The 13512-nt window shown below is 52.5% G+C and carries 11 protein-coding genes; 7 read left to right on the forward strand and 4 right to left on the reverse strand.

What is annotated here, in order from left to right; all coding sequences use genetic code 11:
* Positions 1-140: 140 nt before the first annotated feature.
* The gene (locus FH871_RS15735) at positions 141-3137 is read left to right on the forward strand and encodes a prolyl oligopeptidase family serine peptidase (RefSeq protein WP_138992362.1); all 2997 of its coding nucleotides are present in this window, start codon (positions 141-143) and stop codon (positions 3135-3137) included.
* 102 nt (positions 3138-3239) lie between these two features.
* On the opposite strand, the gene FH871_RS15740 is transcribed toward FH871_RS15735, so the two are convergent.
* Positions 3240-3620, reverse strand: coding sequence for a DUF1573 domain-containing protein (locus tag FH871_RS15740; RefSeq protein WP_138992363.1), 381 nt, complete (start codon positions 3618-3620; stop codon positions 3240-3242).
* 185 nt (positions 3621-3805) lie between these two features.
* Here FH871_RS15740 and FH871_RS15745 point away from each other — a divergent pair, with 185 nt between their 5' ends.
* Together FH871_RS15745 and FH871_RS15750 are read left to right on the forward strand one after the other, a co-directional pair.
* Positions 3806-5089: a cell wall metabolism sensor histidine kinase WalK gene (locus FH871_RS15745; protein ID WP_138992364.1), complete on the forward strand. Its 1284-nt coding sequence runs from the start codon at positions 3806-3808 to the stop codon at positions 5087-5089.
* On the forward strand, positions 5086-5775 hold the full coding sequence (locus FH871_RS15750; protein WP_138992365.1) for a response regulator transcription factor: 690 nt from the start codon (positions 5086-5088) through the stop codon (positions 5773-5775). Before FH871_RS15745 ends, FH871_RS15750 begins: the two co-directional genes overlap by 4 nt.
* Before the next feature lie 9 nt (positions 5776-5784).
* Here FH871_RS15750 and FH871_RS15755 read toward each other — a convergent pair whose 3' ends face one another.
* Together FH871_RS15755 and FH871_RS15760 are read right to left on the reverse strand one after the other, a co-directional pair.
* Positions 5785-8196: a CheR family methyltransferase gene (locus FH871_RS15755; RefSeq protein ID WP_255516918.1), complete on the reverse strand. Its 2412-nt coding sequence runs from the start codon at positions 8194-8196 to the stop codon at positions 5785-5787.
* Positions 8197-9156 carry a chemotaxis protein CheB gene (locus FH871_RS15760; RefSeq protein ID WP_138992367.1) on the reverse strand — a complete coding sequence of 320 codons (960 nt, stop codon included), beginning with the start codon at positions 9154-9156 and terminating at the stop codon, positions 8197-8199.
* 133 nt (positions 9157-9289) lie between these two features.
* Here FH871_RS15760 and FH871_RS15765 point away from each other — a divergent pair, with 133 nt between their 5' ends.
* Both FH871_RS15765 and FH871_RS15770 read left to right on the forward strand, forming a co-directional pair.
* Positions 9290-9712, forward strand: coding sequence for a response regulator (locus tag FH871_RS15765; RefSeq protein ID WP_138992368.1), 423 nt, complete (start codon positions 9290-9292; stop codon positions 9710-9712).
* A 78-nt stretch (positions 9713-9790) separates the two neighbouring features.
* Entirely contained in the window at positions 9791-11062 is a 1272-nt protein-coding gene (locus tag FH871_RS15770) for a beta-propeller fold lactonase family protein (protein WP_138992369.1), read from the forward strand.
* Between the two features lie 71 nt (positions 11063-11133).
* Here FH871_RS15770 and FH871_RS15775 read toward each other — a convergent pair whose 3' ends face one another.
* Positions 11134-11331 (reverse strand): hypothetical protein, encoded by a 198-nt coding sequence (locus FH871_RS15775; RefSeq protein ID WP_138992370.1) that lies wholly within the window; start codon positions 11329-11331, stop codon positions 11134-11136.
* Between the two features lie 947 nt (positions 11332-12278).
* Between FH871_RS15775 and FH871_RS15780 the strand changes: the two genes are divergently transcribed.
* Positions 12279-12923: an OmpA family protein gene (locus tag FH871_RS15780; protein ID WP_229317323.1), complete on the forward strand. Its 645-nt coding sequence runs from the start codon at positions 12279-12281 to the stop codon at positions 12921-12923.
* A 61-nt stretch (positions 12924-12984) separates the two neighbouring features.
* Positions 12985-13440, forward strand: coding sequence for a PA2169 family four-helix-bundle protein (locus tag FH871_RS15785; RefSeq protein ID WP_114405012.1), 456 nt, complete (start codon positions 12985-12987; stop codon positions 13438-13440).
* The last annotated feature ends 72 nt before the right edge of the window (positions 13441-13512 follow it).

A 13512-nucleotide genomic window follows, 5' to 3' on the forward strand; every position in this document is an offset into this window, starting at 1 on the left:
GGCTTCTAACCCCGTCCAAAAAAGCCCAACGGGCTTTTCTGGAGCACTGCGTCCTGTGTTGCATTAAAGGAACAGGGTGGGTTTTCGCTTGTTTTGACCGGTTTTTGCTTAATTTAGTACGCTGTTAACCCACTCGAACCATGCGTCGCTGCACTTTTCTTTTCGTTTTTTATATACTTCATTTTCAAACGTTCCTGTTTGCGCAATCGACCAAACGACCGCTTACCCACGCCGACTACGACCGCTGGCAAACCGTTCGCTCCGAAAAGCACGCCAACAATGGCCAATGGCTGAGTTATCAGATTGATCCTCAGGAGGGCGACGGGGTGCTGGAATTGATCAAAATCGGCGGGAATGCACCTACGCAGGCTTCTGAAAAAAGTACCGAGAACGTAGAGGCCAAATCCGGGCCAAACGTTCCCACAGAGCGTCAGACGGCGGCTAACAACCCGCTGGCTTCCAAAAAATACACCTTTGCCCGGGGCTATCTGGCACAGTTTACACCCGACAGCCGGTTTCTGGTGATGCGGTTAAAAGCACCTTTCAAACTCATGCGGGAGGCCAAAAAGAAAAAAGTGAAGGCCGACCAGCTTCCGAAAGACAGTTTGCTGGTGTTCAACCTCGAAACCGGCAGCCGCATCGGGTTTGCCAATGTAAAGTCATTCACCTTGCCCAAAGAGCGCGGTTCGTGGGTGGCAGTTTTGCAGGAACATCAGGAGGTGAAAGGAGCGAAAAAGGATTCAACTACCACCAAACCGGCCAGCCGGGGTCGAGCATCCGCTTCGGCAAAAAAACCGAAAGGCGATGATTTGATTCTGCTGAATCTGGAAACCGGCGCTACACAGTCGTTTCGTTACGTGACCTATGTAACGGTTTCGGACAATGGAAATACCATTTTTTATACCAAAGATGCCGTCAACGATACGCTGAAAAAAGCCGGGGTGTTTGCCTTCGATACAAAAAAACAGAACGAGATGCTGATCGATACCAGTTCAAAACACCGGCTTTACAAAGGGCTGACCATCGATAAAACCGGCACGCAACTGGCCTGGATGGCCACCGCCGACAGCGCCGAAGCCGATGTCCGGGCGTATGCGCTGTATTACAAACGCCTGGCCTCCCCCCCGGCCACCTCATCCCGGAAAAAGAAAAACGCAGCCCTTTCCTTCTCCGAACGAACGGCGATGAACACGGTGGTGCTGGCCGATACGCTCACCAAAGCCTATCCCAAAGGCTGGAATGTGAACGAATACCGCACGCCCTCGTTCTCGGAAGATGGTAAACGACTGTATTTCGCCACCTCCATTCTTCCCCCCAAACCCATCAAGGATTCGACGGTGCTGGATGAAGAGCGCGTCAAAGTAGACGTCTGGAGCTGGAACGACCCCACCATTCAGCCCATGCAACTCAAGCAGTTGAAGCAGGAGAAAGAACGCGGTTTTCTGGCGGTTTGCGATTTGACCACCGGCAGCATTACGCAACTGGGAAACCGGGACATGCCGAACGTTCAGATTGATCCCAAAGCCGATCAGCCGTATTGGCTGGGACTGAGCAATTTGCCCTACCAGATCAGCAGCATGTGGGACCCCGGCCAGACGGACCTGTATCTGATCGATGCCAAAACCGGACAGAAAAAACAGATCGCCAGCGAAGCGCGGGTTTCGTACGCCCAGTTGTCGCCGGGCGGCAAATACGCCTGGTGGTACGACGAGCGCGATTCGCTCTGGCGGGCGTGGTCGATTGCGGAGGGAAAACGGATCGACCTGACGCGGGGGATTCCGGCCCGGTTTTTCGATGAAGAACACGACACGCCCGATTTGCCCGGCAGTTACGGAGCCGCTGGCTGGAGCCGCGACGACCGCTATGTGCTGATCTATGACCGCTTCGACCTCTGGCGCATCGACCCGACGGGGCAGGAAAAACCGGTGAACCTGACAGCAGGTTACGGCCGTAAAAACCGCATCCGGCTGCGACGCGCCAACCTCAATCCTGACGAAAAAGTCGTTCCGCTGACGGGCGACCTCTGGCTCACGGGTTTCTGGGAAAGCAATAAAGCCACCGGAATATTGCGAAAACCGATGGAAAAGCCAGCGGCTGAACCCGTGGTGCTGGCAAAAGGCGATTACCGGTTTTCGGGTTTATCAAAAGCCAAAAACGGCCCGGCACTGACGTTTCTGAAAGGCAATTTCCGGGAGTCGAACAACCTGTATCTGACCGACACGACCTTTGCCGAACCGCTGCCATTGACCCGGATCAATCCCCAACAGGATAGCGTCCGTTGGGGAAACGTCGAGTTGGTGAACTGGGTGGGTAACAACGGCGTCCGGCTGGAAGGGCTGCTCTACAAACCGGACGATTTCGACCCGAAGAAAAAATACCCGATGCTGGTGTATTATTACGAACGCAACGCCGAAACGCTGAACGACTACAAAGCCCCGGCACCCAGCCGCTCGACCATCAACATGGCGTATTGTGTGTCGAACGGGTACCTGGTTTTTGTTCCTGACATTCTGTATACCACCGGCATGCCGGGCCAGAATGCCTACGACTGCATCGTGCCGGGCGTGCTGAACCTGATTGAAAAAGGGTTCGTGGATCGTGACCGCATCGGGTTGCAGGGCCAGAGCTGGGGCGGTTATCAGACCGCGTTCCTGGTGACGCGGACGAATCTGTTCAAAGCCGCCATGGCCGGGGCACCGGTGGTCAACATGACCAGCGCCTACGGCGGCATCCGCTGGGGAACGGGCATGAGCCGGATGTTTCAGTATGAAAAAACACAAAGCCGCATCGGTGGAACGCTCTGGGACAAACCGATGAACTACCTCGAAAGCTCGCCCCTCTTCTACGCCAACCGCATCCAGACGCCCCTGCTGTTGATGGCGAATGATCAGGACGGCGCGGTGCCCTGGTATCAGAGCATCGAGTTTTATTCGGCACTCCGGCGACTGAGCAAACCGGCCTGGCTGCTGGTCTACAACGGCGAAGACCACAACCTCACCCAGCGTCACAACGCCAAAGACCTCAGCATCCGGATGTACCAGTTTTTCGACCACTACCTGAAAGACGCCCCCGAACCCGCCTGGATGAAAGACGGCCGGTCGGCGGTGGAAAAAGAACTGGGGGTAATGAAATATTAACGGATGGGAACACAGATTGGACGGATTGAACGGATTAAAACGGATTTTTTTATCCAATTTATCCGTGAAAATCCGTTCAATCCGCCCAATCCGCGTTCCCATCTACTGAATCACTTCGCCCCGAATCGACAGCACTTTCGTGCCGCCCTCAGCGTTGGATTCCACGGTGACGGTTTTGTTGAATGTCCCGACGGCAGCGGCATTGAACGTCGCTTTGATCTTGCCGGCTTTTCCGGGCAGAATGGCTTCTTTCGGATACTCGACACCCGTGCAGCCGCAGGAACCACGGGCGTTGCTGATCACCAGCGGAACACCGCCGTTGTTGGTAAAGGCAAATTCGGCCACGACGGGTTTGCTCCGCTGAATTTTACCGAAATCGTGGGTCGTTTCGTCCCACTTAAAAACCGCCGACAGCGAGTGGGCAATCAGAACACTGGCGGCAACCAGCCACAGGCAGGATGCGATCATCAGGATGCGTTTCATGAGGTTTGTGTTTAATGGTGAAGCGTTGGAGAACCCAACGGCACAAAAGTATCTTCCTGAAAGACAGCAGGCTGTTAACGGGTAGCGAACAGTTGTTAACGAGATGTTAATGAGTTGATTTTTAGCCGCCGGTAGCCGACTTTTGGCTTTCGATTCATCCTTTTCCCAGGAAACCACGAGCGATCATGTCCAGACGCGTTTTCCGCATCCTGATTATTTTATCGGTCATTTCGATCATCGGCATCATTACCGTCCAGATCGTCTGGGTGCGCAAAGCCTACGCCCTGCGGGAACGCCAGTTTCGGCAAACGGCTTTCATTGCCTTGCAGGATGTGGCCGACCAGGTGGGCCTGCTCAATGGGATTACGCAAAGCTGCACGGCGGTCACCCAGCTTTCGCCCGATTATTTTATTGTGAACACCGATTCGCCGGTCGATCCGGGCATCCTTGAACATTATATCCAGAACTCGCTGCGCAACCACAACCTGATTACAGACTTTGAATACGGTATTTACAACTGCGAAAGCGACCGGATGATCTACGGCGCGTTTGTCAGCCTGAACGCCAATCCCCAAACCGTTCAGGCCAGCCGGAATCTGCCCAAGTTCTCGCGGAGTCCCTACTATTTCGGCATTCACTTTCCGAGTCAGTCCAGTTTCATCGCCGGTCACCTCGACGGCTGGATTGCCTCGTCGGCTGCGGTTTTGCTGGTGGTTCTGTTTTTCGGCTATACGCTGGTGGTGGTGTTGCGGCAGCGAAAACTCACCGAAGTGCAGCGGGATTTTATCAACAACATCACCCACGAACTACAAACGCCGGTAGCGACCCTCCGCATTGCCGCCGACGTGCTGCAATCCGACGCCATCCTCGACCAGCCCGAACGCCATCGCCAGTACGTGCGGGTGGTGCAGGAAGAGAGTCTGCGGCTCCAGAAACAGGTGAGCAGCGTTCTGCAACTCGCGCGCTCGGAACAAATGCAGTTTACCATCAATCCTACGGAGATCAACCTGCATCAACTGCTGACGGAAGCCGCCGAGGTGTTTCGACCACACGTCAGCCTGGAACTCTGGGCCGAAAACGCCCTGATCCGGGGCGACCGGTATCACCTCGAAAACGTCATCAACAACCTGATCGACAATGCCTTGAAATACAATACCGCTACGCCACACATTATATTGGAGACCCGTAATGACGGAGACCGGCTGGTGTGGTCGGTACAGGACAACGGCATTGGCATTGCCCCGGAACACCAGCCGTTCATTTTCAACCAGTTTTACCGCGTCCCGACCGGGAATGTTCACAACGTGAAAGGATTCGGATTGGGGTTGTATTACGTCTGCAAGGTCATCAAAGCCCACCGCTGGCAAATTTCCCTGCAAAGTATACCCGGTTCCGGGAGTATCTTTACGGTAAAGGCGCGAACGACGAAGCCAACCGCCCTGGCTCCTAAACTGCCGACTGTGCGATGAAACCGCTTTTGCTGTACGTCGAAGATGACGTAAACCTGGGTTTTGTTACCAAAGACAATCTGGAACTGGCGCAGTTTCGGGTGGTTCACTGCACCACCGGCCCCGAAGCCTGGCGTTGTTTCGAACAGCAGCCGTTCGACCTGTGTATTCTGGACGTGATGCTGCCGCTGACCGACGGTTTCACGCTGGCCCGGCAAATCCGGCAGATCGACGACAAGATTCCCCTGCTGTTTCTGAGTGCGCGGGCCGACAAGGACGACCGGCTACAGGGGCTTCGGCTGGGGGCCGACGACTACATCACCAAACCGTTCAGCATTGAAGAACTGATTCTGAAAATCAACGTGTTCCTGCGCCGGAGTAAGCCCCCGGTTTCTGCGCCTACCGGATCGGTACAATACATCGGATCGTATCAGTTTAATTTTCAGAATCTGACGCTGGAAATAGACGGCCACTTGCAAACGCTGACCCACCGCGAAGCCGAAGTGTTGCACTACCTGATGGCACGACCGAACACGCTGATCCGGCGGGACGAGATTCTGAAAGCCATCTGGGGCGATAACGATTATTTTATGGGCCGCAGTCTGGACGTGTTCATCTCCCGACTGCGGAAACGGCTGGGAGCCGACTCCTCGATTCGCATCGAAAATCTCCACGGCATCGGATTTCGGCTGTTGCTGCCGGGCTGAGAAAACCGCTTAGGGAATCCGGACCGGATTAAACTGCCTGAAGGGAAGAATAATGTGAAAGGCAGCTCCCTGCGTTTCGGTTGCCTCGACAAAAATTTCGCCGTGGTGGATCTCGACAATTTTCTTGCTGAGCGATAAACCGATCCCGGTACCCTGGTACTGTCCGGGTTGGTTGAGCCGCTGAAAAAGTACGAAAACCTGCTGCCCGTATTTTTGCTCGAAACCGATGCCATTGTCTTTAAAAATCAGCTCGCAGTAGGTCATCGACGGGTTCAAAGTCGGATATTGGCTGATGGTTTCCGGGGTCAGAAGGTGCGACGAAATAGCCAGAGTCGGCGGGGTTCCTTCCCTGGAAAATTTGAGGGCATTGCTGATCAGGTTGTAAAAAAGCTGATTCATCTGCAACGGAATCGCTTCAATAGTGGGCAGCAACCCGCTCGTGATGAAAGCTTTTTTCTGCTCAATCAGCAGTTCAAAATCACTCAGCACATTTTCGAGCGTTTCGCCCAAATCCGTTGGGGCAAATAGTTTTTCGTGGTTGAGAAGTTGGGAATAATTGAGTAGATCCTGGATCAGTTTGCTCATCCGCACCGACGCCCCGGCAATTTTGCTCAGGTAGGTTTTGGCTTCCATAGAAAACTCGTCTTCGTGTTTTTCCTGCAACCGGTTCGAGAACGTAACGATTTTGCGCAGCGGTTCCTGCAAATCGTGGCTGGCGGCATGGGCAAACTGCTGTAGTTTTTCATTCGTTAGCTGCAGATCAGCCGTTCGTTCCTTGACTTTGATTTCGAGGGCTTCCGAAAACGTCTTTAATTTTTGTTCCGCCATTTTACGTTCGGTAATGTCTTCAATGGCGAGCAGTATCAAGGGTTCCACGGCATGTTCGTTGGCCACCTGCCGGGCATTCAGCAGCATGGTCCGTTCACCGAGAACCGGAAAGGGCAGGGTAATCTCAAAATTCTCCAGTTTGACTCGCTGCGGGATGATTTTTTCGAGCTGTCCCTGCAACCCCGGATCATCCCACTGGTGGTTTTGCAATTCATAAAACAGCTTATCTTCCGTTTCCAGCTCCGTAAAATTGAATTTTTTGTAGAAAGCCAGGTTGGCGGTTTTAATGCGCAAGGCCTTATCAAGAATCACCAGCGGTTCGCGGATGGAGGTAACGATGGATTCGGAATACAGGCGGGCACCGTTGAGTTGCTCCTGTTTGTCGAGCAGTTCCTGATTCAGAATCACCAGTTCCTCGTTGCTCGACTGCAGTTCTTCTTTCGACGTTTCCAGTTCTTCATTCAGGCTCTGCATTTCTTCGCTGCTGCTCTCCAGTTCTTCGCTCGTGCTTTGGAGTTCTTCGTTGGCCACTTCCTGGTCTTCGATGATGCTGCGCATGTCCTCGCGGGTTTGGGCCAGCTCATTTTCCAACTGTTGAATCCGCAAATGAGATTCGTTCGTAATCACGGTAGTCAGGTCACCCGTTAAAGCCAGAGCGGTTTCGGTTTCTTTTTTGGTAAACAGAACCATAAAATGGGGCTCGACGCTGCTGGTGAGCAACAAAATTTCGATGGTCACCAAGTGTTGCACGCCGTGGATCCGAACCGGAATGCCGGTTTTGATCACCGCGCCCGGGCTGGTTTTGGCTTTGTGCAGGGCGTTTCGCAGTTCGAACCCCAGGCCCTCGCGCGCCATTTTGAACAGGTTGAAGGTTGGTTTGCCGGGCGGTGGTTCCAGAAACGGCGCAATGGCACCATGAATGTGAACCACATCCATCAGATCATTCACAATGACACTGGCCGGGGTGTATTTGGCAAGCAGAATGGCCTCCGCTGTTTTACGGAAGTCAGTTTGCAGGGTATCAGGTTTGGCCGTTTTTTTGTCTTTTTTTACGAAGGCGTCCTCCCGTCGTCCGGCGGCAACGGGCAGAAACCGCCCCGGAACCGACTTGCGGGTATAAATCTTTTCGGTGCGGATAAAGGAAGCAAACAAATCGGACACCACGCTGGTCGTTTCGGATTTGCCGAGCAACAGAAAACCGTTTTTCCGAAGGGCGTAATGAAAGGTCGACAGGGCTTTTTTCTGCAAAAAACTGTCCATGTAAATCAGCACATTGCGGCAACTGACCAAATCGATCTTAGAAAACGGCGGATCTTTCAAAAAATTCTGAACCGCAAAAACGCACAGATCCCGGATGGTTTTTACCACCTGGTAGTTGCCGCTGGTTTTCGTAAAATACAGGCTGAGCTGCTCATCCGAAAGCGTTTGCACTTCGGCTTTGGTATAAATGCCCGCCCGCGCTTTTTTGATGGCAATTTCGGAGATATCAGACGCAAAAATCTGAATCTGCCGGGCGGTCGACTGGTCACCCAGAAACTCGTGCAGGCAAATGGCCATCGAAAACGCTTCTTCGCCGGTGGAGCAGCCGGCAATTCAGATTCGGACAGGTTCTTCGGCCGCTTTGTTTTTGAACAAAGCCGGAAAAACCGTTTCACGCAGGGCTTCAAACGTGTTCGGATCGCGAAAAAAAGAGGTCACCGGAATGAGCAGATCCTGAAACAATGCCTGCTGCTCGGTTTTATCCCCCATAAGGATGTTCAGGTAATCGGCCAGCTTGCCCACTTTCCCAATCGCCATTCGCCGGGCAATCCGCCGGCGAATCGTGTTCTGTTTGTAATACGTAAAATCAACCCCGCTCCGCTCCTGAAGCAGGATGATCATGGATTTGAAAGCGGTTTCATCTTCTTTAGGTATCTCCTCCTGCGTATTACCGATGGTACTCTTCTGGTAATCCCGCACAATTTCCCGGAGCTTTTCCGGCATTTCTTCGGGCGTCAAAACAAAATCCACTACCCCGGCGTTCACGGCACTTTGCGGCATATCGCCATAAGCCGCCGTTTCCTGATCCTGTGCAAAGGAAACCCCTCCATGCTCTTTAATGGCTTTCAAACCCACCGTGCCATCGTCGCCTTTACCGGACAACACAATCCCAATCGCCAGTTCTTTGTGAACGTCAGCCAGAGAGGTAAAAAAAACATCGATGGCCAGATTGGTTTTTATTTTATCCCGGGGCGTCAGTTTCAGCACCCCATCGAAGGCCGTCAGGATTTTGTTGGCGGGAATAACGTAAATGTGATTGGGCGTCAGGTGAATATCGTCCGTAATCTCCGAAACCGGAATGGCCGTTATGCGGGACAGGATTTCGGGCAAGATACTTTCGTGCAAAGGGTCCAAATGCTGCACCAGCACGAACGCCATGCCCGAATTGTCCGGAATGGCCTTGAGCAGTCGCCGGAACGCATCCAGCCCGCCCGCAGACGCACCAATGCCGACCACCGGAAAGTCCTGCGGGGTAGCAACGGGCGGGACTTCCTTTCTTTTGTCGGATGACATTGTTTTTCAGGGGGTAGCTAAAGGTACGGAAAAGGTTTACAATACCGTGCGGATTTGTATTTAGTTTGTCATTATCGTACATCTACCGCCGAAGTTGTTTACCTTGCTTACCACGACCACCGATCACCATGAAATGAACCGTATCCTGACCTTCCTGCTTGTAGACGATGATGCTGACGATTGTGATTTTTTTCGGGAAGCGGTACGGGAAATTGATGACACATTGAATTTTTACACGGCCGAAAACGGCGAAGATGCCCTGGTGAAACTTCGCAATGGACTCCAAAAACGTCCTGACTTCATTTTTCTGGATTTGAACATGCCCCGCCTGGACGGCAAACACTGCTTGGCTGAGCTGAAGAAAGATCCCAACCTGAGAGATATTCCGGTGATTATTTATACGACCTCCTCCGCACCGGAGGACATCAAAGAAACCCACCTGCTGGGCGCATCGTACTTCCTGACCAAGCCCTCCGACTACCAGAAGCTCCTGAAAGATCTGGTTTTTGTGATGGGCCGGGATTGGTCACAACAACCCCAAATGCTTCGTTTTTAATTTCCGACCAGGTATTAAAATGGCGGCTTTCGGCTATATTTGTGTAATATCCAAAGCTATAACCCTTCTATTTGCAGCATGAAAAAACAGAGTTTGGTTGCCCTTGCCTCTTTATTGACAACGGGGGTCTTCGCCCAGCAGGAACCCATTCAGTTTACCGCCAAAGGAATTGTTGTTCTGTCCGATGCCGATATGGCGGCTTCCGCCCTGGCCGACGGTAACTTGTACAAAAGCAAAACCAGCCGTGACGCACTGACGATCGTTAAATTTCCCCTCGACCGAAATGGGCAGAACATTACCACCGCCCCCATTTCCAACTCCTCGGCGCTGTATGACAAAGCCGCTGTTGTGACCCCCAACGGACGCTTCGCATATGTGCTGGAAGGACGCGGTCAACTGGGTGACAGCGTCTCCACGCTGAAAGGCGGTGTGAAAGAGATGCCGGCCGCAGCCCGGATGTTTATTGTTGACCTCGCACCGGCCAAACCGACCGCGAAAGTGGTTAGCGTCGGCAACCTGCCAACAGCCATCACCATCAACCCGCAGGGCAATACCCTCGCCGTGGCTTCGGGTGATGCCGGTAAAGAAATGCGGTTGATTGAAATCGACAATACCGGTACGCCCAAGCGGGTGATCACGGCCCCTTCCCCGGTTCCGGGAGCACGCATTACGGATCTGGTCTGGAGCCCGGCCGGTGACTTCCTTGCCTACGTGATTGAAGATACGCAGGAAGTCGGCTTGATGAAATATTCACTCGATGCGGCCAAAAAACCGAATATCGTTCCCCACGGCAAACCCATTAAAGTAGGTGGTTTGCCAGCCACCGGCAAATTCTCACCGGATGGTAAATTCTTCCTGGTTTCCGACATCAAGAAGGGAGCCAACGCGCAGGGAGCTGGCAAAGGTGAGCTGTTTGTGGTACAGTTCAGCACTGAGGATACGCCGGGTGAACACAAAGTGGTTTCTCAAACGGCTTCGGGCGAAAGTGCCGAAGCCCTGACCATCAGCCCCGATGGCTCTATGGTGATTGTGGCCAATTCCGGGCAGTCCTACCAGCCGTTCGGCCATGCAGGGGCCGGAAAAAGCTCCCTGTCGGTGTATGGACTCGACAAGGAAGGAAAGCTGACCCTGGCGAATGAATATCCTTTCGAAGGCATCATGCCCCAGAGCGTCGAGTTCGACAAGAGTGGCAGTGCCATTGCCGTGGCGGTTTCCGAATACCTCGACTACGGCGACCGTTCCGGCGGTATCGAGTTCTGGAAAGTGACCAAAGGCGACAAACCGTCGCTGGAGAAAATGCCGGGCAAAATCAGCGTCGCCCGTGGTAGCCACACGGTACGGGTTTATTAAATGAATGATGGATGATGAACGATGAATGGTAGCCAGCGAAGCCCATTCATCGTTCATCATCCATCATTCGTTCACACCCTCTCCCAGCGGAATTGCTTTTTGACTTTCTTTTGCTTGCCGTTGCTTTTATCCTTTTTCAGTCCTTTGCGGTCACTCGCCATTGTGGAGGACACTCCGGCTCCTTTGCGGTTGGAGAACCACCAGGTCGGGCTGTGCATGGTGCCCAAAACCGTCCCTCTGTACACGCGCCCGCCGTGCTGGTGTTCCATTCTGACATGGCAACTTTTGATCGGGCAATGGGACGCCATACATCCCGTCAGGAGCCAACTACTCACTAAGCTCACCCACAATCCCTGAGGTAGTTTCATCTCGATATCGGTCTAAAGCAGAAGGGGTGAAAGTAGAAAAAGTTTTGCTCTTTTTCCACTTTCACCCCTTCTGCCTTTTGTAAGGTCTTATCTTCCGAAAGCCAATTCATACCCGGCGTTTACCAGATATTCGGCCACCCGTGGCCGAACAACCCAATAAACCCCGTTATCTCCGCGCAAAATCCAGTGGTCACTTCCCTTTACATAGCGATTATTCGCGCAATCAATTGCCTGCATCAATGTCTTAAATTCTGATTGCCGTGCTTCTTTCAACATCTCAGCAAGGCGCGGAAAAGCCACGCTCCGCCGTAACCGTAACGTAATTGTTGAATCTCGAGAATACATACACGTAGAGTAAACAGTACACTATGGGTTGTCTACTTGCACAAATCAGGCCAATTATTTTCCTTTTGTAACCGTTTAGTAAAATAAGGCAATATTAATGAAATAATCGAGTCGGTAATCTACCAAAAAATAACATTTTTTTATGATGTACTGAGTAATTATTCTTTCTATAAAAATATGATTATATTGTTATTTGTATACTGTGTATTGTAGAAAGACTTCCCCAGCAACCGGCTTATGTTGCCCTGATTCCCCACAAACAGACGACCGGCTGTGCGGTTGAGCTGCACACCAATTATAACAACAAACACCTCACTATCAGCAGATTAAATACCCTACAAGTTCGACACTGACCCTGTTTTTACAAGTGGTACGGCTTTTGGCTTTGGTACCACGAACCAATGTTTTAATTTACCATGATCACACACAGCCATTCTTTACAATTGCGTACAATGAGAGCGGTGGCACTGGTAGTAGCCGGGAGCATGCTTGCGGCTGGTACAATGACAGGATGTAAATCAATTCGAAAAAACACGAATAATACCCAGCGCGGTGCCATCATTGGAGCCGGTGCGGGTGCTGTAGCGGGTGGCCTTATTGGCCGGAAATCAGGCAATACCGCCGTGGGTGCGATTCTGGGCGCTACGGTGGGTGGCGCAGGGGGTGCATTGATCGGTCGTCAAATGGATAAGCAGGCAGAAGAACTTCGCCGGCGACTCGAAAACGCCCGCATCGAACGCGTGGGCGAGGGGATCAAAATCACCTTTGATTCCGATTTCCTGTTCGACGTTGACCGGTACAACCTGAAGTCTGCGAATCGGGAAAACATGGCCAAACTGGCCGAGACTCTGAAGAAATACAGTGATACGGAAGTCCTGATTGAAGGCCATGCCGACAATACCGGCTCCGATCAACACAACCTGAAACTGTCGGAACGCCGGGCCAAAACCGTGGCCAAACTGCTGCAGTCGGAAGGCATCAAAGCCAACCGTTTGACGGAGAAAGGCTATGGTGAAAGCCAGCCGCTGGCCGACAATGGCAGCGTTTCGGGCCGTCAGCAAAACCGTCGGGTCGAGGTAGCCATCTATGCAAACGATAAGCTAAGAAAAGCCGCCGAACGCGGAACAATTGGAAATATAAACAGTTAAACCTACACGCCCGGTCCGTCAGGGATCGGGCGTAGGCAAATCACTTTTCTTTTTAAACGTTATGGAAGTAGGAAACACACACAGCGAAATTCTAGACCGGTTGAACACGTTATTGACGCGTACACGTGACGGAGAACGAGGCTATCAGGAAGCCGCTGAGAATGTAAAAGATGCTGAACTGAAGAGTTTGTTCCTGACACAGTCGCGGCAGCGCAACGAATACGCCACGGAGATCGACCGCGAAATCCGCACCCTGGGCGGAGATCCGGAAAATAGCACGAGCCTCACCGCCGATCTGCACCGCGCCTGGATCAACATCAAAACCACTTTTACCGGCAATGACGACAAAGCCGTGGTGGAAGAATGCAAACGCGGAGACGGACAGGCCCTAGAAGATTACCAGGAAATTCTGCAAAGCACCAGCCTGGCAGCCAGCACCCGTGAACTGCTGCTGCGTCAGAAAGAACGGATCGAATCGGCCCATGCGTCGATGGCCCGTCTGGCAAATGTTGTATAACCTTTCCAGGTGAAAGGTAAAAAGTCCCGGATCCGGCGGATTCGGGACTTTTTTTTGTATCCAAAAACAATC

It is taken from the genome of Larkinella sp. C7 (assembly GCF_006149005.1).
In the GTDB taxonomy this organism is placed as follows: domain Bacteria; phylum Bacteroidota; class Bacteroidia; order Cytophagales; family Spirosomataceae; genus Larkinella.

Excerpts from the sequence above, each read along its gene's own strand:
- FH871_RS15735 (WP_138992362.1), top strand. The coding sequence starts at position 141 with ATGCGTCGCTGCACTTTTCTTTTCGTTTTTTATATACTTCATTTTCAA.
- FH871_RS15740 (WP_138992363.1), bottom strand. The coding sequence starts at position 3,620 with ATGAAACGCATCCTGATGATCGCATCCTGCCTGTGGCTGGTTGCCGCC.
- FH871_RS15745 (WP_138992364.1), top strand. The coding sequence starts at position 3,806 with ATGTCCAGACGCGTTTTCCGCATCCTGATTATTTTATCGGTCATTTCG.
- FH871_RS15750 (WP_138992365.1), top strand. The coding sequence starts at position 5,086 with ATGAAACCGCTTTTGCTGTACGTCGAAGATGACGTAAACCTGGGTTTT.
- FH871_RS15760 (WP_138992367.1), bottom strand. The coding sequence starts at position 9,156 with ATGTCATCCGACAAAAGAAAGGAAGTCCCGCCCGTTGCTACCCCGCAG.
- FH871_RS15765 (WP_138992368.1), top strand. The coding sequence starts at position 9,290 with ATGAACCGTATCCTGACCTTCCTGCTTGTAGACGATGATGCTGACGAT.
- FH871_RS15770 (WP_138992369.1), top strand. The coding sequence starts at position 9,791 with ATGAAAAAACAGAGTTTGGTTGCCCTTGCCTCTTTATTGACAACGGGG.
- FH871_RS15775 (WP_138992370.1), bottom strand. The coding sequence starts at position 11,331 with ATGGAACACCAGCACGGCGGGCGCGTGTACAGAGGGACGGTTTTGGGC.
- FH871_RS15780 (WP_229317323.1), top strand. The coding sequence starts at position 12,279 with ATGACAGGATGTAAATCAATTCGAAAAAACACGAATAATACCCAGCGC.
- FH871_RS15785 (WP_114405012.1), top strand. The coding sequence starts at position 12,985 with ATGGAAGTAGGAAACACACACAGCGAAATTCTAGACCGGTTGAACACG.